The 18,307-nt window shown below is 49.7% G+C and carries 18 protein-coding genes; 5 read left to right on the forward strand and 13 right to left on the reverse strand.

All coding sequences use genetic code 11. The features are described 5' to 3' along the window. Window positions 1-27 precede the first annotated feature (27 nt). Both ACSV5M_RS10285 and ACSV5M_RS10290 read right to left on the reverse strand, forming a co-directional pair. The gene (locus ACSV5M_RS10285; protein ID WP_439176017.1) at window positions 28-924 is read right to left on the reverse strand and encodes a poly(ethylene terephthalate) hydrolase family protein; all 897 of its coding nucleotides are present in this window, start codon (window positions 922-924) and stop codon (window positions 28-30) included. 36 nt (window positions 925-960) lie between these two features. Next, entirely contained in the window at window positions 961-2,535 is a 1,575-nt protein-coding gene (locus tag ACSV5M_RS10290) for a carboxylesterase/lipase family protein (protein ID WP_439176019.1), read from the reverse strand. A gap of 276 nt (window positions 2,536-2,811) precedes the next feature. Between ACSV5M_RS10290 and ACSV5M_RS10295 the strand changes: the two genes are divergently transcribed. From ACSV5M_RS10295 to ACSV5M_RS10305, 3 genes are read left to right on the forward strand one after another with little or no spacing between them, the layout of a single operon-like run. Beyond that, window positions 2,812-5,232: a TonB-dependent receptor gene (locus ACSV5M_RS10295; RefSeq protein ID WP_439176021.1), complete on the forward strand. Its 2,421-nt coding sequence runs from the start codon at window positions 2,812-2,814 to the stop codon at window positions 5,230-5,232. 26 nt (window positions 5,233-5,258) lie between these two features. Then, on the forward strand, window positions 5,259-5,963 hold the full coding sequence (locus ACSV5M_RS10300; protein WP_439176023.1) for a response regulator transcription factor: 705 nt from the start codon (window positions 5,259-5,261) through the stop codon (window positions 5,961-5,963). Continuing rightward, on the forward strand, window positions 5,963-7,213 hold the full coding sequence (locus tag ACSV5M_RS10305) for a sensor histidine kinase (protein ID WP_439176025.1): 1,251 nt from the start codon (window positions 5,963-5,965) through the stop codon (window positions 7,211-7,213). The genes ACSV5M_RS10300 and ACSV5M_RS10305 overlap by 1 nt, the downstream gene beginning before the upstream one ends. Window positions 7,214-7,231: 18 nt before the next feature. Here ACSV5M_RS10305 and ACSV5M_RS10310 read toward each other — a convergent pair whose 3' ends face one another. The 7 genes from ACSV5M_RS10310 to ACSV5M_RS10340 all read right to left on the reverse strand — a co-directional run bounded on the left by ACSV5M_RS10310 (window position 7,232) and on the right by ACSV5M_RS10340 (window position 13,296). Further along, window positions 7,232-8,434 (reverse strand): Fic family protein, encoded by a 1,203-nt coding sequence (locus ACSV5M_RS10310; protein ID WP_439176027.1) that lies wholly within the window; start codon window positions 8,432-8,434, stop codon window positions 7,232-7,234. A 225-nt stretch (window positions 8,435-8,659) separates the two neighbouring features. Next, window positions 8,660-8,899 (reverse strand): hypothetical protein, encoded by a 240-nt coding sequence (locus ACSV5M_RS10315; protein WP_439176029.1) that lies wholly within the window; start codon window positions 8,897-8,899, stop codon window positions 8,660-8,662. A 37-nt stretch (window positions 8,900-8,936) separates the two neighbouring features. Next, window positions 8,937-10,145 (reverse strand): RtcB family protein, encoded by a 1,209-nt coding sequence (locus ACSV5M_RS10320; protein ID WP_439176031.1) that lies wholly within the window; start codon window positions 10,143-10,145, stop codon window positions 8,937-8,939. Window positions 10,146-10,430: 285 nt separating this feature from the next. Beyond that, complete coding sequence (locus tag ACSV5M_RS10325; protein WP_439176033.1) at window positions 10,431-11,237, reverse strand: DUF1206 domain-containing protein; 807 nt, start codon at window positions 11,235-11,237, stop codon at window positions 10,431-10,433. Between the two features lie 140 nt (window positions 11,238-11,377). Continuing rightward, window positions 11,378-11,836 (reverse strand): hypothetical protein, encoded by a 459-nt coding sequence (locus tag ACSV5M_RS10330; RefSeq protein ID WP_439176035.1) that lies wholly within the window; start codon window positions 11,834-11,836, stop codon window positions 11,378-11,380. Next, the gene (locus ACSV5M_RS10335) at window positions 11,833-12,714 is read right to left on the reverse strand and encodes a hypothetical protein (RefSeq protein WP_439176037.1); all 882 of its coding nucleotides are present in this window, start codon (window positions 12,712-12,714) and stop codon (window positions 11,833-11,835) included. The genes ACSV5M_RS10330 and ACSV5M_RS10335 overlap by 4 nt, the downstream gene beginning before the upstream one ends. A 129-nt stretch (window positions 12,715-12,843) precedes the next feature. Next, window positions 12,844-13,296 carry a GNAT family N-acetyltransferase gene (locus ACSV5M_RS10340; RefSeq protein ID WP_439176039.1) on the reverse strand — a complete coding sequence of 151 codons (453 nt, stop codon included), beginning with the start codon at window positions 13,294-13,296 and terminating at the stop codon, window positions 12,844-12,846. Between the two features lie 249 nt (window positions 13,297-13,545). Here ACSV5M_RS10340 and ACSV5M_RS10345 point away from each other — a divergent pair, with 249 nt between their 5' ends. Beyond that, a complete protein-coding gene (locus ACSV5M_RS10345; RefSeq protein ID WP_439176040.1) occupies window positions 13,546-15,183 on the forward strand; it encodes a methyl-accepting chemotaxis protein in 1,638 nt (545 codons plus the stop codon). A gap of 40 nt (window positions 15,184-15,223) precedes the next feature. Here the strand turns inward: ACSV5M_RS10345 and ACSV5M_RS10350 are convergent, their stop codons facing one another. The 3 genes from ACSV5M_RS10350 to ACSV5M_RS10360 all read right to left on the reverse strand — a co-directional run bounded on the left by ACSV5M_RS10350 (window position 15,224) and on the right by ACSV5M_RS10360 (window position 16,740). Further along, window positions 15,224-15,541: a CcdB family protein gene (locus tag ACSV5M_RS10350; RefSeq protein ID WP_439176041.1), complete on the reverse strand. Its 318-nt coding sequence runs from the start codon at window positions 15,539-15,541 to the stop codon at window positions 15,224-15,226. Then, window positions 15,541-15,786 carry a type II toxin-antitoxin system CcdA family antitoxin gene (locus ACSV5M_RS10355; protein ID WP_439176042.1) on the reverse strand — a complete coding sequence of 82 codons (246 nt, stop codon included), beginning with the start codon at window positions 15,784-15,786 and terminating at the stop codon, window positions 15,541-15,543. The genes ACSV5M_RS10350 and ACSV5M_RS10355 overlap by 1 nt, the downstream gene beginning before the upstream one ends. Window positions 15,787-15,870: 84 nt before the next feature. Then, complete coding sequence (locus tag ACSV5M_RS10360; RefSeq protein ID WP_439176044.1) at window positions 15,871-16,740, reverse strand: NAD(P)-dependent oxidoreductase; 870 nt, start codon at window positions 16,738-16,740, stop codon at window positions 15,871-15,873. Between the two features lie 119 nt (window positions 16,741-16,859). On the opposite strand from ACSV5M_RS10360, the gene ACSV5M_RS10365 reads away from it, so the two are divergent. Further along, complete coding sequence (locus ACSV5M_RS10365) at window positions 16,860-17,780, forward strand: LysR substrate-binding domain-containing protein (RefSeq protein WP_439176046.1); 921 nt, start codon at window positions 16,860-16,862, stop codon at window positions 17,778-17,780. Between the two features lie 143 nt (window positions 17,781-17,923). Here ACSV5M_RS10365 and nirD read toward each other — a convergent pair whose 3' ends face one another. Then, complete coding sequence (gene nirD, locus ACSV5M_RS10370) at window positions 17,924-18,295, reverse strand: nitrite reductase small subunit NirD (RefSeq protein ID WP_439176048.1); 372 nt, start codon at window positions 18,293-18,295, stop codon at window positions 17,924-17,926. Window positions 18,296-18,307 lie beyond the last annotated feature (12 nt).

An 18,307-nucleotide genomic window follows, 5' to 3' on the forward strand; every position in this document is an offset into this window, starting at 1 on the left:
AGTAGGCAGAGTTGGTCAATATAAAACTCAGGGCATATTCTTTTTGTCGACAGTCCAGCCCGGGAATTTGGAAAGCCCCGGTGGATTGCCGGTAAATAATTCGCCCGCTTTCTTATCGCCTTTCAGTTGCCAGTTAAACCAGGCTGTTGCCACCTTGGCATAGTCGCCGCCGAAGGGCTGAGCATAGGTTCCACCGTGACCGACATCAATGTTGCCGACAAAAACGGGCACATGGTTTATTTGCTCAACATCATTCATGCCGTTGTTATATGCAATATCAGAGGGGCCGCCGAGCAAATACAAAGTGGGTGTGTGAATTTTTTTCAGTTGCGTTTTGTCCAATTGCGGCATCATCGGCATGGCATTGCCACGAATCGGATCGTTGAATATACCGCTGTTACACACCACTAATGAAGAAACCCGTGGATCACCGGCAACCTCCAGCGCCTGTAAGCCGCCGCATGACATACCGGCAACGGCGATATGCTTTGTATCAATCTTTTTAAAATAAATACTTTTCTTATCCTTGTTTTGCGCAACAGCCCAATCAATTGCATCCAGTAATTTGGATGATGTAGAACGCTCGGTCACCTGCTCGCCCTTTTCGGTTGGCATGGTGCCAATGGCAATAACCAGAAAGCCATGCGAGGCAATTTCGTTCAAAAAGTTTACGTGCTCCCATGGTGAGTCATAACATGCACCGTTACCCCAGACTATCAAGGGTAGAGCCTCTTTTCCTTTAAATTTATCGATGTTGGCGGGCCGAAATAGCGTATGGGTCGGCAACGAAGGCTCGGTCATCATGATGGCTGAATATTGTCCTGTGCCGCCGTTTTCGATCACTCTGGAAGCGGGTTGCTCAGACCATGCAGGAAATCCTATCGCCATGATAAAGAGTAGAAAACCTATTCTTGTTGTTTGCATAAAACTGTTTCCTTTAACGTGTCGTAGAGGGTGAGCCTAGCGCATCGCTTTAATCAACTGCATTAATGCTCTGTCGTGATGGTTAAGTACTTTGGGGTCCGTATCAAAAATTAAGGTCTCGCCATTTTCCCGCGAATAAGGTTTCCACTCGGGCAGTGCGCCACTGACATTCGGGTTGCCGGTCCGTGCAAAATTAATCCACGCCGAACTCATGATGTCGGCGACTCGATGAGCTTCTTCTGTCGTTCCGGTCCAATGTTTTCCCAGTTCGATATTATTGAATGCGAGGGGGATATCGAGCCCGTGAAATGAGCCCTTGGAGTTGTCCTCGACCGGGCTTTTCCATGTCAGCAGGTATGAATAAACCGGCGCATTCGCCTTGGCCGACCAGGCATCTGCTGTGACGATGGTATTGGGCCGAAAAAGTGTATCGATGGAGAGGAGATCCTGCGGCGTATGGTTTGGGTAGGCTTGCGCAAATAACTTGATATAGGTATCCGTTTTGTCGCGATAGGATTTTTTTAATCGCGCCCGCGCGTCTTGTATTGTTAAGTTTTTTTCATCGTACGCAGTCTTCACCAGCTCATTCAGCGTGGAGCCTATTAGCAGCGGAATATCGTTGGATATATCGGCAAAACCCGGCGTAAAGGGTTGCTGCAATAAATTCACGCCATCCGGCACCGGGCCAAAGCCGGACATGGTTGTCGCACCGGGAACGCGGAGGCCGACAGTTTTTTCCAGTGCTTTGTTACCGGCTTCTACAAGCTGTTTATACGGCATGGTGTGAAGCGTGCTTAGATCATTACCAGTCAGTCCCAGAGTATCCATCAGGGCATTGCCCACATTGATGGATTTTTCTTTCGTCATCACATTAACGAGCGCACCGCTTTGAATAATGGCTTTGTGAAATAAACCTTTCGCCGCCGGCATCGACAACAAGGTACCTACTTTGCCTCCGCCACCGGACTCGCCGAATATCGTCACGTTCTCCGGGTCGCCACCAAAGCGGCGGATATTGTTATTGACCCACTCCAATGCCGCGACAACATCGAGCATACCGACATTGGCTGAGTGGGCATACTGTTCACCGAACGTTGATAAATCCAGAAAACCTAAAATATTAAGCCGGTGGTTTACCGATACCAAAACGACATCGCCTTTTTGCACCAGTGCTTTTCCATCTGTAATCGGATCATCGCTCGCCCCGACGCTGAAACCGCCACCATGGAGCCAAAACATAACAGGCCTTTTCTTGCCGTCGTTCAGGCCTTGCGTCCACACATTGACCGTAAATAGTTTTTGCTCGTCCATGGCAGATTCTGGCGACCAGCTATTAACCTGCATGGCGATAGGGCCAAATTCCGTATGTTCACGCACGCCTTCCCAGGGACTCGGCGCTTGTGGCGGCATAAATCGCTCAGCCTGCGCATAGGGAATGCCTTTAAAGCTGAACACGCCCTCATCAATACTGCCGGAAATAGAACCATAGGTTGTTTTAACAACCGGCTCCTGATTCGGGATAGGCGTAGAGCTACACCCGGCAAGATAGAATCCCGCGAGCAAACCGACAACGGATAAAAAACAGGGAGTAAAGCGTATAGATTTTTTCATGGGTAAATGCTTTTTAAATTTTTATAATCGTAGCTGAGTGATCTTCTAGGTTGATTGTTACTAATAAATTCATGGGTAATGTGACCAAGGCTGCTTATATACGCAACTTGGTTTTACCTTTCTTAACAAGTTGGGGAAAGAGAGGGTAAGCGCCATGTGGGGATTCATAAAGACGTAATGTAGCTTTCACATGTCAGCGACATTTTAGTCACATTGCCGTTGTTAATCTCTCCGCGTTCATCAATAAATACGGTCGATTCTTGGAGGAAGAGCGGTATGAGCAGGCAATTGAGCAATATGAGCGGGTATTTGAAACAGGTGGCGTGGCTGACTCTGTCGGCGCTCCTGATTGGCTTTCCCCTTTTTGGTTTTCCACTTTCTACCCACGCAGCAGAGGCGCCCGGTGCGCTGACTGTTATTGTCAAAGATCAGAGTACTGACCGGCCAATCTCAAGCGTGCAGATCACGATCACGAAACGGGAAACCAATTCCACGCGATCTGTAGAAACCGACGCACAAGGTCGCATCGTCGTTGAATCGCTCGACCCCGGTCTCTATTCGGTGAGCGCAGCCAAAACCGGGTTTGCACCATTATATGAGCCAAGCGTACGCGTGATTACGCGCAAAAATATCAAGATTGAGTTAAAACTCAGAGGGCAGGTCATTGAGGAAATGGTGGTTCTCGGAAAACAAGCTGAAGCCATTGCATCCGTTAACGGCACCTATCTTGATAGAGAAGCCTTGCGCAGCGCTGTTGGCGGTGGTGCAGATCCGCTCCTCTCGCTGGACGGTTTACCTGGCTTGGCATCCACCGGCGAATTCGCGAACTTTAGCGTACGTGGCCGTGGCCCACGAGATAATTTGTTATTCGTTGATGATTTTCCTTTTGACAAAGCGGTGCACTTTGATGCGTCAATCGGTGAACAGGAAGATGTCGGTGGTGGTGGCCGTTTCTCGATTTTTGCACCGAATGTTATCAGTGGTGCGGAATTTTCACCGGGTGGGTGGGGTGCGGCTTACGGTGGCCGCGCGGCATCGCTACTCAAACTGGATGTCGCCGATGGCAACCCAAGCCCTTCAGCAAGTTTGCGTCTCGACCTTGCGGGCTATGAAGTGGGTTACGACGGCCCTACCGGTATCACTGAAGACGCAACGATGCTCTTTTCTGCCCGACGACTGGATTTCGGCGCTTTGTTTGAAACGATTGAAGAATTAGATATTGGAGAGCCTGTCTTAAGAGACATCATCGTAAAGTCGGTCACACCCATTAACCAGAACAACACACTTGAAGTTCTTCTGATAGATACACACGAAGACTATACTCGCGGCGTGACTCATGTTTTTGAGTCACCCAATTTCGAAGATGTTTCACTTCAGGATTCTGAACAGGACAGTGATTTGTATGGTTTGACATTGCGATCATTGATCGGCGAAAAAGCTGTCTGGAACAATAAGGTTTACTACCGCAAAAGCGAAAAGATCAGCGCAGAGGGCGAAGCATTTCCTGATCTTGTACCGGAGGGATCTCCTGCATCAAGTTTTCCGGTGCGGGAGAACATTATTACCATCGGTGAAGATGAAACGGAGATCGGCTGGCGAAGCGATTTTGAGATAGTGAATCAATGGGGGGTGTTCAGTACGGGTGTTCAAGTAACGCAACTTGAACTGGATTATGAAACCGTGCTGAATGGCGATTGGATCCGATTTACCTACGACGAAGATGATTTTAGAGCAGACCCCGATCAGCGTTATATTGTATTGACGCCCGCCGACACCAACTCTTCACTCAGTCAGAAAGAAACGAGCTACGCAAGTTATGTAGAACAAATTTTTGAATTCGGCGATTGGGATTTTGGCACGGGCGTGCGATTCGAGCGGGACGGCTTTGCGGACGAGAGCTTCGCATCGCCCAGGTTCAGCGTCAATTGGCAGCCGGGTAATAAGATCAGGTACTTTGCAACCGCAGGACTTTTTCATCAGTCGCCACGGTTTTTAGACCTTGCCGCTAACGAGTCGAACAACCTTAAGAATGAAGAAATTACGCACCGCAGTATCGGTTTTGAATTTTTTCCGTACAACAACTGGTCGGTGTTGACTGAAGCCTATTATCAAGACCTCGACAATCTGGTGGTAGATCTTGACCGAGTCAGCGGAACCTTTGCAAACATTGGTGACGGCACATCCTACGGCGTCGATATCGTGACAAGGGGTACGATCACCGAAGGCCTTTACGCTACCGCAACCTATTCTTACAACGATGCCGTGGTCGACCGGAAGGACGGTCGCGGTGAGGTAGCTGCCGACTTCAGCCGCGAGCATGTCGCGACCTTCGGCCTGACCTGGGAAATCAACGACCGCTGGAAGATCGCCGGGCGCTACAAATATCTTTCTGGCAGGCCAGACGAAGAATTTATTATTCATTCAGACGTGTTGGGGCCCGGACAACCTGTGCGCTACTCAAAAGAAATCACAGAGCGCAATGTCGGTCGCAAAAGCAGTTACAGCCTGGTGAACGTTCGCGTTGACTATCGGCGCGCATTTGGCCCCATAGACGTTACAACCTTTCTCGATGTCATCAACGCAACGGCAACCTCGTCGAGCGACGACAGTGAGTTTGACTACCGCCGGGGCGTTGTAGTGAAAGATGAAAGCGAAGCCGAGCCGCTGATTGGCCTGCGACTGGACTATGCTTGGTAACGGGCCTGGTAAGAAGGGAGCAGCAGATGGTACACGCGCTGGGTGCAACACCGATTAGAGCGTTGATTGTCGAAGACAACCGCGACATTTGTGCGAACATTGCCGCCTATCTCGAACCGCATAGCTATATTCTGGATTTTGCCTATGACGGTATAAGCGCGCTGCACCTGGCGTTGACGAACCCCTTCGACGTTATTGTTCTGGACCTGATGCTTCCAGGGATGGATGGCCTGAGTTTTTGCCAAAAGCTGCGCGCTGATGCCAAAGTAGAAACGCCTGTGCTTATGCTAACGGCGAGAGACACGCTTGACGATAAACTAAAAGGGTTTGCGGCGGGAGCCGATGACTATCTGGTCAAGCCATTCGCGTTACAAGAGCTGCATGCGCGACTGCAGGCGCTGTACAAACGCAGTCACGGAAAAACCGACAAACTATTAACTGTGGGTGATCTGACATTGAACAAGTCCACGCTACAAGTGCATCGCGCGGGACGGCGTATTGATCTCAACCCTGCTGGCATGAAGCTACTGCAACGATTGATGGAGGAGTCGCCGTCTGTTGTGACTCGCGATGCTCTCGAAACCTTGTTGTGGGCTGACGAGTGCCCCGATGGTGATGCGCTTCGCTCGCACATGTACAAGCTTCGGCAGGCTATCGATAGGCCATTTGATAGCCCGCTCATTCACACGGTGCATCGCATCGGATACCGAATTGCAGAGGATGCTGAGTAATGTACCGGCTCAGTTTGCGCAAGCGTGTCGCATTTGCGTTTGCGATCTGTGTTGCCGTACTCAGCCTGGCCTGGGGGCTCGCATTCTTCGGTGCAATCAGATTGAGCGAAGACCGTGTACTGACGCAACAGTTGCAGGTTGCCGCCCAAAGCTATCCCGCTATGACGATGAACCTACGCGGATACGAGGAGGTTGCCAGCTTGCCGGAATCACTGAGGGAATGGGCGCAGACCAACCCCGCAGAAGGATTGTACGAATTCGAATCCGACGAGTTGCATGTTGCGGTCATACCTGGCAACACAGAACAGCGGCGCGCCTTTGTAGTTTTCGATGTGGCCGGGATTGAAGCCGCATCGTCAGAGGATTGGTGGTTGCTGCTCGTTATCACCGGTGTCGTGGGTACGCTCGGTGCATTAGGTTTCGGGCTGGGCGTTGTTGTGATGCGCAAAGCCGTCGCCCCTGTTGCGCAACTCGCGAAAGTGGTTGCGGACATCGACCCGCAAAAACTATCGGCCGAAGATCATAAACGCATAGAGTCCAGCCGGTTCGGCGATGATGAGGTTGGCTTGCTCGCCAGAACAATTGAGAAGACGCTTGAGCGTATCAGCGCATTTGTTGAGAGGGAGCGATACTTTACCGGTTCAGCCAGCCATGAATTGCGGACACCGGTCACGGTGATAACCGGCGCGCTCGAACTGCTGGAACAAAGCGATCTGTCAGTCGCCGATGCGAAGGTGGTAGATCGAATCAGGCGTGCGACGCTCGACATGAAAACCACGATTGAAATGTTCTTGTGCCTCGCTCGCGAAACCGACGACGGTTTGTATGATAAGCAGTTTTTAGTGATGCCGCTGGTGAACCAGGCGATAGAACAGCAACGCCACTTGCTGAGCGGAAAGTCGGTCGATGTCGAAGTCGATCAGCTGGCAAAACCTAAAATCTGTGGGCATCCACAGGCGTTTTCTATCGCGGTCAATAATCTGGTGCGAAATGCGTTCGAGCACACCCTCGCCGGGCAGGGGCCGATCACGATTCTCATCAAAGAGCACGAGCTATTAGTGACCAATCAAGTGAGCGCGTTAGTCACAAACCAGGAGAGCGCTGATGAGCGCCACACGCCGACCGGGGCGCCGTCGTTTCACGGATATGGCTTGGGCCTGGGTATCGTCCAACGGTTGTGTGAGCGCAATGGCTGGTCGTTTTCGTTGCACGCAGATGAGGCGCGTGTAGCGACTCGTCTTTCTTGGTGATGGCGTTTCTTTTGAGATTTATATTGTCAAGTTTGGGAAGTACCAAGGCTCAGCGTGTTCTGGAATTTCCCAGCATAACGGGGATTTACTGCTGATTTCACTTAATAATCCTTCGCTTTTTAATTGACTTAAAACACGGCGCGCGCTGCGCTCTGGCATTGCACATAATTCCAGCGCCTGGGCGCGATCGATTTCGCCCTGCTGAAAGGCCGTATATAAAATTAAACTCGCTACTGGCTTCAATGGGGCATTAATTCCGGCAACACGATCATCATTACGCGCGGCTACGTAGCTTTCTATGCGCTGACGCATTTTGGTGAGATCAAGCAGCTCACTAATATAAGTTACCTGGTCGATGGCGGTATCCAGCATGTAATCACAAAAACTGATTAGTCCCTTTTCAGTAAGATTACCTCGCCCGTCATAATCACCCCGGCGTGTAGTATCGGCATTCGCCAATAAACTTTTATAGCGGCTGGATGTGCGCGCTAAGCCTCGGCTTAAACACCATGCGCCGTAACTATCTAAACCTACAGCCTTTAGGGCGGCATCTGTTAATAAACGCCCAACCCTGCCGTTACCATCAATAAATGGATGAATCCACACAAAGCGATGATGCGCGGCCATGAGCGCAATAATTTTGCGGTCGCCATTGAATTTTTTGGGATTATAAGTTTCACAAAATTTCGCCATCAAGGGCGCAAGGTCTTTTGCAGCAGGGGGAATATGTTGCCCAATAATGACCTCTCGTGCGCGCCACTCGCCGGGAATTACGTTGTCGACGGCATTGCCCTGTTCATCTTTTATTAACCAAAGGCTCTCAGGGATCCGTTGATAAAACTCGCGGTGCAAACGGCAAATAAACTCGGGGTTGAACAGAGTATCTATATCCGGTTTTTGCGCGATTAACCACTCTTGCACCTGCATGTGCGCCAATGACTCTTGTTGTAAATCGCGCTTGGCGGGATCACCACTATAATGGCCGAGCTGGGCGGCACGGATTTCATGCGGTCGAGTGGCGTTACCTTCAATGAGATTGGAATAATAGGAATTAATTGCCGCCATATGTTGTTCAAGGCGAGCCAGTGTTAAGGGCGCAAGCTGGCCGGTTAGTTTGGCGGATTGACTAATCAGGGATATGGCTTTATCCGGCAACGACGAGGCCGCCAGCGAAGCGTCGCTTGGAATAAAAGGAGTGATGTCCATTATAGATGTAGCCATAGCTAGGCCCTAATAAACGTATGCATTTGGCCGCTTAATTGGCCGTTTTAATTAACTATAACTAATTGATAGTAATATAGTTTTACGTCGTTTTGTTTGTTTTTAGCTAGTTTTTGGCCGAATGTATGGCCGGTTAGATGGTCTTACTATAAACGAAGGCGCCGCTGAAATAGATGATCAATGCGTAATTTTTGGCCAGATAACAACAGGAGGGCGGATAAACGCCTAGGCTGCCCTGCTCATACCAGTATAAGAAGAGCGGCCAAGCCACTCCCGAACCTTCTGGTTCGTTTGTTGCTTGGCCGCTGCGCGTTGGGCGCCTTTGGATTTTTCGTGGGCGCCGCCTTTGTTCATGATGAGGTGAAAAGCATGGCCGTTTCGTTTGGGTTGTTTGGTTCCCTTGGAAGCGGGTGCGGTTTCACCCAGCGAGAGTCCCGGTAGATACCGGCTGATTTTTTTTGCCATAGTGTTTCCTATTTTTTCGTTTGCCGATGAATCTGCGTCAGCCTTTTATGCACAGCACCTGTTTTAACGTGTGGACGATGTCGACCAGGTCCGACTGGTTCTCCATTACGGTATCAATATCCTTGTAGGCCGAGGGTATTTCATCAATCACTCCTTTATCTTTCCGGCATTCAACGCCTTTGGTTTGTTGTACTAAATCGCTTACGCGAAATTTATTACGCGCGGCGGTGCGGCTCATGGTTCGGCCAGCGCCGTGGGCGCAGGAACAGAACGACTCCGGGTTTCCCTTGCCTTTCACAATATAGGATTTGGCTCCCATACTGCCGGGGATAATACCCAGCTCGCCGTCCCGTGCGCTGATGGCGCCTTTGCGCGTTACCATCACGTCGGCGCCGTAATGTGTTTCGCGGCTGACGTAATTGTGATGGCAATTGATCGCGTGGCGGTCCGTGCGAAACGGTGGCAGGAACGGCGCGATAGCGCGCAACACCAAGCCCATCATTTCATCGCGGTTAAGCCGCGCATATTCCTGCGCCCAATTCACTGCGGCCACGTAATCCACAAAATGCTCGCTGCCTTCGGTGAAGTAGGCGAGGTCTTTGTCGGGCAGGTTGTGGATGTGTTTGCCCATATCCTTTTTCGCAAGCGCGATAAAGTAACGGCCAATCGCATTGCCAATGCCACGACTGCCGGAATGCAGCATCACCCACACATCCTTGTTCTCATCGACGCACACTTCAATAAAGTGATTGCCGCTGCCGAGCGTGCCCAGTTGCTTGGTCCAGGTGGTGTGTGGTTGGTTGAGCATCTTCATTACAGCCGGATGTTTTTCAAATAACCATTCCACACCCGGCGCCAATTGTTTGCACGCACTCCCGCGCACGCTCACCGTTTTATGCGCCTGCATGCCGACGGGTACGGCGCGCTCGATGGCGCTGCGCATGGGCGATAAATTATCCGGCAGTTGCGAAGACTTCACCGATAACCTCACCGCACTCATACCGCAACCGATATCCACACCAACGGCGGCGGGAATAATCGCGTTGAGTGTCGGGATTACCGAACCCACCGTGGCGCCGATGCCGGTATGCACGTCGGGCATGGCGGCAACGTGTGAATGCACAATCGGTAACTGCGCAATGTGTTTCAGTTGTGTTAACGCGGACTGCTCAATATCATCGGTGTAAATCTTTACCGGCTTTATGCCGTTGTTCGCGCTTTTGTTTAACTCAATTTTTACAGGCATGACTTTACCTACCAGTAAGGGTATTTATAAATCAAACCAACCGGAGCCATAACGAAAAAGCCCTGACCAGTAACCTGATCAGGGCTTTTGATTTGCCTGACCTGGAAGGTTGTGTAAATGACCTTCCAAGCCTGAGTACTCGAAAGGTGTTAGTCGAATTGTTTTCCTGCATAAGACATTAACGAGTACTCCTGTGTGAGATGTGAATGGGCTGGGCCCGAAAAATTGGTGGCGATAATACGCCGATTTTTTGCGCTGTCAACTATCAATATGTTTTGCCCAATGTCATGAATCGGTATTGATTCGCCGATACAAAGCTTCCAATACGCTGTACACACCAAATGCCACCAGGCCGGCAGCGACGATGCTGAACAACCAGGTGCCGTAGGCGTTGGTGCGCAATGTATCCAGCGCCTCGGCCATGCCTTTTATCTCGCCACTGCCGGCGAGCAAGGCGGAGCGCGCCAAAAACCAACCGACAATACACCACACAATACCGCGCGCAATCAAACCGAACCGGCACACGGGGCGGGCCCATTGCTGCTGGTTGCCGGGAATATCCATGTAACGCTCAAAACGGCTTTGCCAACCTTTGTACATATGCGCAAAACCGACGCCAATAACAATTAAACCGGCGATGCCTAAAATCATCTGCCCGAGATCAGTTTCTAAAAATGCCTGGCCATTTTCCTGCATGCCACCGCCGCTGGAATCGCTACTATTTTTTTCGCCAAATAATAACGTCATCGCCCAAAAGGCTAAAAATAAATGCGAAATCGCACTGATAAATAATCCGCTGCGCACTGCAAGGCCTTTGGGGTCATTGCCATGACCGTCTGTATCTTTCACTGCCTGCGTGAACCGCCACACCACATAACCGAATAGGCCAATGATCAATACTGTCAACAACACATACCCAAAGGGTTGCTGCATAATTTCTGTGATCGCACCCTTGCTGTCTGTTGTCTTTCCGCCCTCTCCAAAAGCGGTTAACAACGCCAACCCACCAATCATCAAATACACCACACCCCTGGCACCGTATCCCATTCTTGCCAAGGTTTTGAAATTTTTACCGGTTGCAATAAATTCCATAATCAGCGCCCTACAGAATAGAAACAGGTTTTTCGGCGATCTCAAGCACTTACGCGTTACAGGCGCGCATGTCCCCGAAGGCCGGAGGGTGGAGTTGCAAGCCTTGGGCCAAGTTGGAGGTGGGGAGTTGCAGGGATCGATTATGAAGAGCGGGTGGTGATGTCCTTGCAGGTTTGCGTATCCCTGGCGAACACAATTTCGCGATACATCAACCATTGATACGACGCCGTCTCGCATATTTCATAATTTTTTTTGATAAGGTTGCGTTCGACTGTGAAATGAATGATTTGCGGAAAAAGAACAAGAACACCAATGCCAATATAGGCCGTACGGGTGATCATCCTGGAGCTGTTTTCAGTCAATTGCTGCTGCAGGATGACTTCGAGAAAAATGGCATAAACCAAAGCCAGCAAGCCTATTGCGACGCCCAGCATGTATAGGGCACCTTTATTAAAATAAATCACTGGAGTTTCACGAAGGATTTGGCTGACTAGACTGATAAAACTCCAGCCAAACCACAAGGCAGCACCAAGCATCAAGGCAAAAAATAAAAGAAATCCGCCATATCTTACAGAGGCGGACGGTGTAGTATCACTCACTTGATGCTCCTCGGGAGTGGCGAAAGGAATTTATCCAGGCTGTGTCTGGCAAAATCAATGATGGCTTGCTTGGTGGATTCAACAGCATAATCAATCACGGAGTCAACGACTTTGCTCGCACCTTTAATAAGATTTTTCCTGGTCTGTTCAAGGGTAGACTGAGCATCAGTTGTCAGTTCATCCAGGCCAGCAATTACTTTATCAGTGATTCCGTAGTGTGAATCCATAGCACTTAATGCCATCGAAGTGCCGACACCTATAAGAATAACTGCAACGATAGGACCCACCGCAATAGTTACGCCCATCGCAGCTACCAAAGATGCCGCGCCTATCGATGCGGCGGTAGAAATACCAACTTTAACAACATCAGTAGCGAGCGAGCCGATTAATTGGTTCAATGTGCTTTCATCCGTTAATACGTAGTCAGCTATTCGATAGGCAGAGATCAATACAATAGAAAGTATTCCGCCTGATTTGGCAGCATGTACTGCTCCAGCTTTCCCGAGTCCCATTGTTACGACCTTGGGATTGCTAACACCATACTTGGTGCCGGTCAAAATTTTCCTAAGGCCGGGGTGACCTTTGAGGATTATATGAGGTTTACCTCCATAGGTTTTAACATAAGCTTTTGCGGTGAAGCTACCGAGTTCGCCTACCAGTTTTGTTAGTGTTCTAACATCATCAGCGGAGGCGTAGTAGCTGGATCCTGTCTCTGCCTTTCCTTTCACCTTGTTCCACGCTTGTTGAACGCTCGCTTTTTTTGATGCGGGAGATGATTTTATAATTGCATCCATATCTTCAAATGATATGACGAAGATCTCGTGTTTATTTGATTGAATATTTTGCCTAAGCTCTGATTTCTCTTGTTCCGTTAACATGCTAGCTCCTTCTGGGGATAGAAATGAGGGTAGACTTTACTATACTGAGTCGATTTACGTTATTGATAATGAGTAATCTTGTGCAGATTTTCACGTAATAACAGCGATATCTTGAGGGAAGCTTGAAGCCTATAAAGCTTTAGAGAATAAAATCTTCGCTTCCATCGGTTCACCATTCCCCTCATACCCTTCAATCATATACCCCGCTCCAATCAATAGCCGCAACATACCGGGATAGCGATTCATGGACTTTACTTTTATGCGCGTGTACCCGGCGTTGATTGCCCAATATTCCTGAGCCTCGATCAAGGCTTTTGCTACGCCCATCCGTCGATAGGTTGGTACAACTCCGCCGAGCCAGCTATAAAAGGTTTGCTCATCCTCTGCGTAACCTAACTTGAAACCAGCGGGTTGGTTATCGATATAGGCTGCCAAAGCTAAATGGGGACGATTCTTAATTCTGTTAGCGTAATGCTCAATGCTTTCAGCTGGACGCATCTCGGGGAGCATGGCATGAATCGTTAAAATCTCTGCGAGGGTGACCTTGCAAATGGTTAAAGGGAGGTGGTTTTCTTGCGACACTATTAATCACCTTTTTAGCTGGCCCTGGAGCGAAGGCGCACATCCCTATGCGCTGTTGTTTGGTCAACCGCTTAATATAAGCATCTTCTCACACAAGGAGCAGCTTCCGCTTCGCTTGTTTAAAAAGGCAATGGCTCGATTGTTTTTCGCCATTCCCCATCTATACTTTTTCGCTTAACTGGTGTGCAAGTTGGCTCAACCAGGTTATCTGCCGCTTCGTTAATCCCTGAGTCATGTCTGAGAGAGAGTATGAAAAATTTTAGTGTGCGTGGACAATTGTTGTTGGGGTTTGGTTTGGTGATTGCGGTTTTTGTGATATCGGCGATATGGGTATCTATGTTGTTTGATCAAAACGTAAAGAATAATAAGTGGACCATGCATACCTATGAGGTCTTGCTGGAGTCCCGTGACTTGCTGGCAGCGCTGATCAATATTGAAACAGGGCAGCGTGGTTATCTGTTAGCGGGTGAGGAATCCTTTTTGGCGCCGTTGCGTCAAGGAGAGCAGGATTTTGAGCTTTCTTTTGATCGTATCAAAGAGCTCACTGGCGATAACCCGGTGCAGCAGGAGCGGCTGCAGCGGTTACATACAATATATGACGATTGGAAAGACAATGTGGTCGAGGCGGAAGTCCGAATCCGCCATGCGGTTAATCAAGGTAACGGAACCCTTGATGATATTGTCGTAATGGTCAGGCGAGGTGCCGGAAAGGCAGGCATGGATTCCATGCGTGCCATCATCAAGGATATCGCTGCAGAAGAACGCAGTTTATTAGAAGAACGCGAGTTAGCGGAGGCACAGTCACAACAGAAAACGAACCTCACACTCATCATCAGTTCGACCATTGGGATTCTGGCCGGTGTTATGATTGCTATCTTCTTCAGTGCACGGCTGATTCGCCAGTTGGGTGCGGAACCGGGGGTAGCCGCGAGTACGGCGCAAGAAATTTCTGCGGGGCAGTTAGATCTGCGATTAAACGAGGCGAGTATTCCAGCCGGAAGTGTTATGGCCGCTATTCTGCAAATGGCCAAACAACTTAAAGTGATTGTGGCGGGTATTCAGAACGCATCTGACGAAGTGGAAGCGACCTCACGGGAATTATCGATCAGCAGTGAACGCTCAATACGTGAGTTGAATATTCAAAAAGAAGAAGCCGAGCAAGTCGCGGCAGCTATGAACGAAATGGCTGCGACGGTGAATGAGGTGGCAAAGAACACGCAATACGCAGCAGAGGCAACCAAAACTGCTGATCAGCGTGTTGTCGAGGGCGGACGCTTGATGGAAAACAGCGTGAAAGCCATTCTTACACTGCACGATGATATTGAAAATGCGGCGGCAGTAGTGTTGAAACTTGAATCGGAAAGTCGTGAGATCGGTAAAGTATTGGAGGTGATCCGCAGCATCGCTGAACAAACCAACCTACTGGCATTAAATGCGGCGATTGAAGCAGCGAGAGCCGGCGAGCAGGGCCGAGGTTTTGCGGTGGTGGCAGATGAGGTAAGAACCCTCGCCAGTAAAACCCATCAATCGACGGAGGAAATTCGCATGATGATTGAGCGTTTGCAATCAGGCGTGGAGAATGTGGTATCAACCATGGAAACCAGTCGATCCGGGGCCAAGGCCACGGTGTCTTATGCGCAGGAAATGGAGGCCACGCTGGTCACGATTAAATCTACCGTGTCTGATGTCAATAACCTGAACATTCAGATTGCCACCGCCGCCGAAGAACAATCTTCCGTAGCGGAAGAAATCAATAAAAACATTCTGCGCATCAATGAGGTGACAGATCTCACTGTTTCTACTCTCGCGCAAGTGGATAGAAGTGGTACTGATCTGAAAGGTAAGGCCGCCGATCTGAAAAAACGCATTGCTTACTTTAGGCATTAAATTATTTTGGTAAGCGTAGAATAAATTCATATGCTACTGCTTAAATACCCGTAAAGAGAAAATCCAGCGAGTTCACAATGTCTGCTCTTGCGTAATCAATAGCGGCAACGGGCTTGCCTAATATTTTTCGTTGGATGCCAGCGAGCTGTGGTGTAAGCGCAACGTAATCCGAACCATCAATCTTGATAATCGGCGTTAGTTGCGTAAGGACATTGCTTTTGCCGGGCTCAAGCTTTTTCAGAGGAATGACAACCGTCGTTTGTAGTGCATCAAGTAGGTTGGCTTGAACATCCAGCAGGAGCGGGAATTCCTTTTTACTCTGGGTGCTTTTGTTTTGATAGACGCTGAACTGGGCCACTAGAAGCTCCTTAGTCCATCGCTGAATACGCCACTCTCTTCTATGGATTTGTTGTAAGCGGCAATAGCTTGCCTATTGTTTTCCAGCCATTCCTGCGTTTGTTTTGTTTTTAATCTTTCGGCGAGTACTTGCTCCAGTGCCGCTGAAAGGTTGATATCCAGCTCCTTGGCCTTTTTCAATAAATCACTGTTTATGCTGAGGTTTGTGGGTTTCTTTGGGGCGTTCTGGTCGTAAAGGGCGAACATGCTTCTCTCCTTTATGTGGAATGCGCATACAATATGCGCATAAATTGTGCCGGTCAACCCCTTCCCTCGTGAGTACCCCAGTCACTATGTGCGAAGATTTGCGTCAAGCAGCCGTGGCAGCGCGGAGATATCTTTATCGCCCAGGCCTGAAGTGGAAGCTTGTTGAAATAATTTCCAGATCGGTTGCATAAGATCTTCCTGCACGCCTTGCTCACGACTGGCATCGAGAATATTTTTGAGTCCGGCAGCCATCATCGTGTTGTTGGAGCTCGGTTGCGGATAGAGACCGGTATCAATTTCCTGCGCAGTTTGCGGAAAGAGCTCAATCATCGCATTCAGCATGGACATGATCATAGGCGTGACATCGGTGACAGGGATATTCTCAGAGCGCAAAAGCGCAGCAGCATGAATATAACCGGCGAACATGCCAAACATTGCACTGAGTAATGCCAGATCATAAATCGCCGCGAGTGCAAAACTTTCTCCAACATAAACTGGCCCGCCCAGCATGGTCAGTACTTTTTGGTGCTGTTTATAAACGGTGTGAGGTCCGCTGTAGAATACAAATGCCTCGGGGCCGCCGACTAACTCTGGTGTCACCATTACGCCGCCATCAAGATATTTGCCCCCCAATTTCTCTACCCATGCAGCCATATCGCGCACCTGCGATGGTGTGCCATTGGTGAGATTAACAATCGTTCGTCCAGCCAAAACCTGCGTCGCTGATGCCAGAATGTCCTTTACAGCCTGGTAGTCGAGTACCGATATCAACACCAGCTCGCTGGCGCTAATAGCAGACGCGGCATCGGCCGAAGCTGTGGCACCTTTGGCTACCAGCGATTTCACTTTTTCGGCGGACCGATTCCAGACACTCACCGCTAACCCTTGGGTCATGAGGGTTTCGGCTAATGCTTTACCCATAGCGCCAAGGCCCACAATAGTTACATCACTCATACTTTGCTCCAGTAATTGACAAATCAGTCATGAATATCGAAAGTTTATATAGAGATACGGTGATTCAATAGATCGCAATTTGTTTACGCAAAGTCTATATCTGGAGACGGTGAGGAAAGATGAGGAACCTAAACGACTTTTATCTTTTTGTTCAGGCTGTGGACTGCCAGGGATTTGCTCCGGCTTCGCGCCAGCTTGGCATTCCCAAAGCGACCCTCAGCAAGCGTGTCGCCGCGCTCGAAAAAGCGCTCGGTGTCCGCCTGATTCAACGAACCTCGCGCAGTTTTGTTGTGACTGACACTGGCAAGGATTTTTATCGCCATGCGGCGGCCATGTTGATCGAGGCGGAAGCAGCAGAAAATATTGTTCGTGGTCGCTTGGCAGAGCCTAACGGATTGGTGCGGATCACCGCCTCGATACCGACAGCGCAACTTTTTTTGGCTCCACTGCTGCCCGAACTTGCGGGAAAATATCCAAAATTGCGCATAGATCTGGAGGCGACAGATCGTTTTGTTGATGTGATACAAGAAGGTTTTGATATCGTTATCCGTGATCACTTTTCACCGCTGCCGGATTCCGAGTTGGTCCAGCGGCAGCTTTGCATTGACCCTGTTTTTCTCCTGGCTTCACCCGGTTATCTTGACACATTCGGGATACCGAAAACGCCGAAAGATCTTGTCGATCATCACGGCTTGTTAACGGCGACATCAGCGTCGAACTGGTCGCTTACCCATAGGACGGGCGATACAGTTAACGTCACGCCCATTCCACGTTTTATTGCAAATGACACGACAACATTGATAAATGCAGCGAGCTATGGTCTGGGCATTACCTGCTTGCCGCGCCAACTGTGTATGACAGAACTTTTATCCGGACGGCTCGTGCAGGTATTGGAAGGATGGATCGCCGGTGAAGTAACTACAACCCTGTTGATGCCGCACCGCAGAGGATTGCTTCCGTCTGTTCGGGCTGTGGTGGAATTTCTGTTTCAGCATAAAGAGGTTTTGGTATCCCACGCATCAACGTTGAAATATCCTTGAGGTATCCTGGTAAAAAGTGGGGCAGCCGAGGCTGCCCCAGAGGCCGACTTCATGAAGCAGTCGTCGAAGAAGCGGGGAAAAAGGCCGCCGTTTTACCGGCGGCAGGGGTCGAGTGATAATTGAAAACCGTGCGTCCGAAAAGGTTACGCGTGTACCTGCACCAGGCCGTCCTGAACGCGTATGGCGTAAGTCGGTATGGTGTGCTCGGGCTTTTCCAGACACTCACCGGTACGTAAATTAAAATGTTGTTTATACAAAGGGGAAGCAACCACCACCGCATCGCCGATGGAGCCAATGATGCCGCGCGATAACACATTGGCTTCGCCGATGGGGTCGTAGTTGCCGATGGCGAAGTATTCGTTCAGGCGGCGCGAATGAAAGATGGCGATTTGCTTTTGATTGATCAATGCGCAGACGCCGGTATCCGGTAACAGATCGCTGACCTCGCACACGCTGGTCCACTCGGAGACGTGCGCGTGGCGGGTGATTTCGGAAGTCGCTGTCATGGTATTCATAATGGCTTCTCG

This window comes from Cellvibrio sp. ARAG 10.3 (assembly GCF_051846955.1).
In the GTDB taxonomy this organism is placed as follows: Bacteria; Pseudomonadota; Gammaproteobacteria; order Pseudomonadales; family Cellvibrionaceae; genus Cellvibrio.

What these genes read in the sequence shown, in the direction of transcription:
- ACSV5M_RS10285 (WP_439176017.1), bottom strand. Translation starts at nt 924, where the DNA reads ATGCAAACAACAAGAATAGGTTTTCTACTCTTTATCATGGCGATAGGA.
- ACSV5M_RS10290 (WP_439176019.1), bottom strand. Translation starts at nt 2,535, where the DNA reads ATGAAAAAATCTATACGCTTTACTCCCTGTTTTTTATCCGTTGTCGGT.
- ACSV5M_RS10295 (WP_439176021.1), top strand. Translation starts at nt 2,812, where the DNA reads ATGAGCAGGCAATTGAGCAATATGAGCGGGTATTTGAAACAGGTGGCG.
- ACSV5M_RS10300 (WP_439176023.1), top strand. Translation starts at nt 5,259, where the DNA reads ATGGTACACGCGCTGGGTGCAACACCGATTAGAGCGTTGATTGTCGAA.
- ACSV5M_RS10305 (WP_439176025.1), top strand. Translation starts at nt 5,963, where the DNA reads ATGTACCGGCTCAGTTTGCGCAAGCGTGTCGCATTTGCGTTTGCGATC.
- ACSV5M_RS10310 (WP_439176027.1), bottom strand. Translation starts at nt 8,434, where the DNA reads ATGGCTACATCTATAATGGACATCACTCCTTTTATTCCAAGCGACGCT.
- ACSV5M_RS10315 (WP_439176029.1), bottom strand. Translation starts at nt 8,899, where the DNA reads ATGGCAAAAAAAATCAGCCGGTATCTACCGGGACTCTCGCTGGGTGAA.
- ACSV5M_RS10320 (WP_439176031.1), bottom strand. Translation starts at nt 10,145, where the DNA reads ATGCCTGTAAAAATTGAGTTAAACAAAAGCGCGAACAACGGCATAAAG.
- ACSV5M_RS10325 (WP_439176033.1), bottom strand. Translation starts at nt 11,237, where the DNA reads ATGGAATTTATTGCAACCGGTAAAAATTTCAAAACCTTGGCAAGAATG.
- ACSV5M_RS10335 (WP_439176037.1), bottom strand. Translation starts at nt 12,714, where the DNA reads ATGTTAACGGAACAAGAGAAATCAGAGCTTAGGCAAAATATTCAATCA.
- ACSV5M_RS10345 (WP_439176040.1), top strand. Translation starts at nt 13,546, where the DNA reads ATGAAAAATTTTAGTGTGCGTGGACAATTGTTGTTGGGGTTTGGTTTG.
- ACSV5M_RS10355 (WP_439176042.1), bottom strand. Translation starts at nt 15,786, where the DNA reads ATGTTCGCCCTTTACGACCAGAACGCCCCAAAGAAACCCACAAACCTC.
- ACSV5M_RS10360 (WP_439176044.1), bottom strand. Translation starts at nt 16,740, where the DNA reads ATGAGTGATGTAACTATTGTGGGCCTTGGCGCTATGGGTAAAGCATTA.
- ACSV5M_RS10365 (WP_439176046.1), top strand. Translation starts at nt 16,860, where the DNA reads ATGAGGAACCTAAACGACTTTTATCTTTTTGTTCAGGCTGTGGACTGC.
- nirD (WP_439176048.1), bottom strand. Translation starts at nt 18,295, where the DNA reads ATGAATACCATGACAGCGACTTCCGAAATCACCCGCCACGCGCACGTC.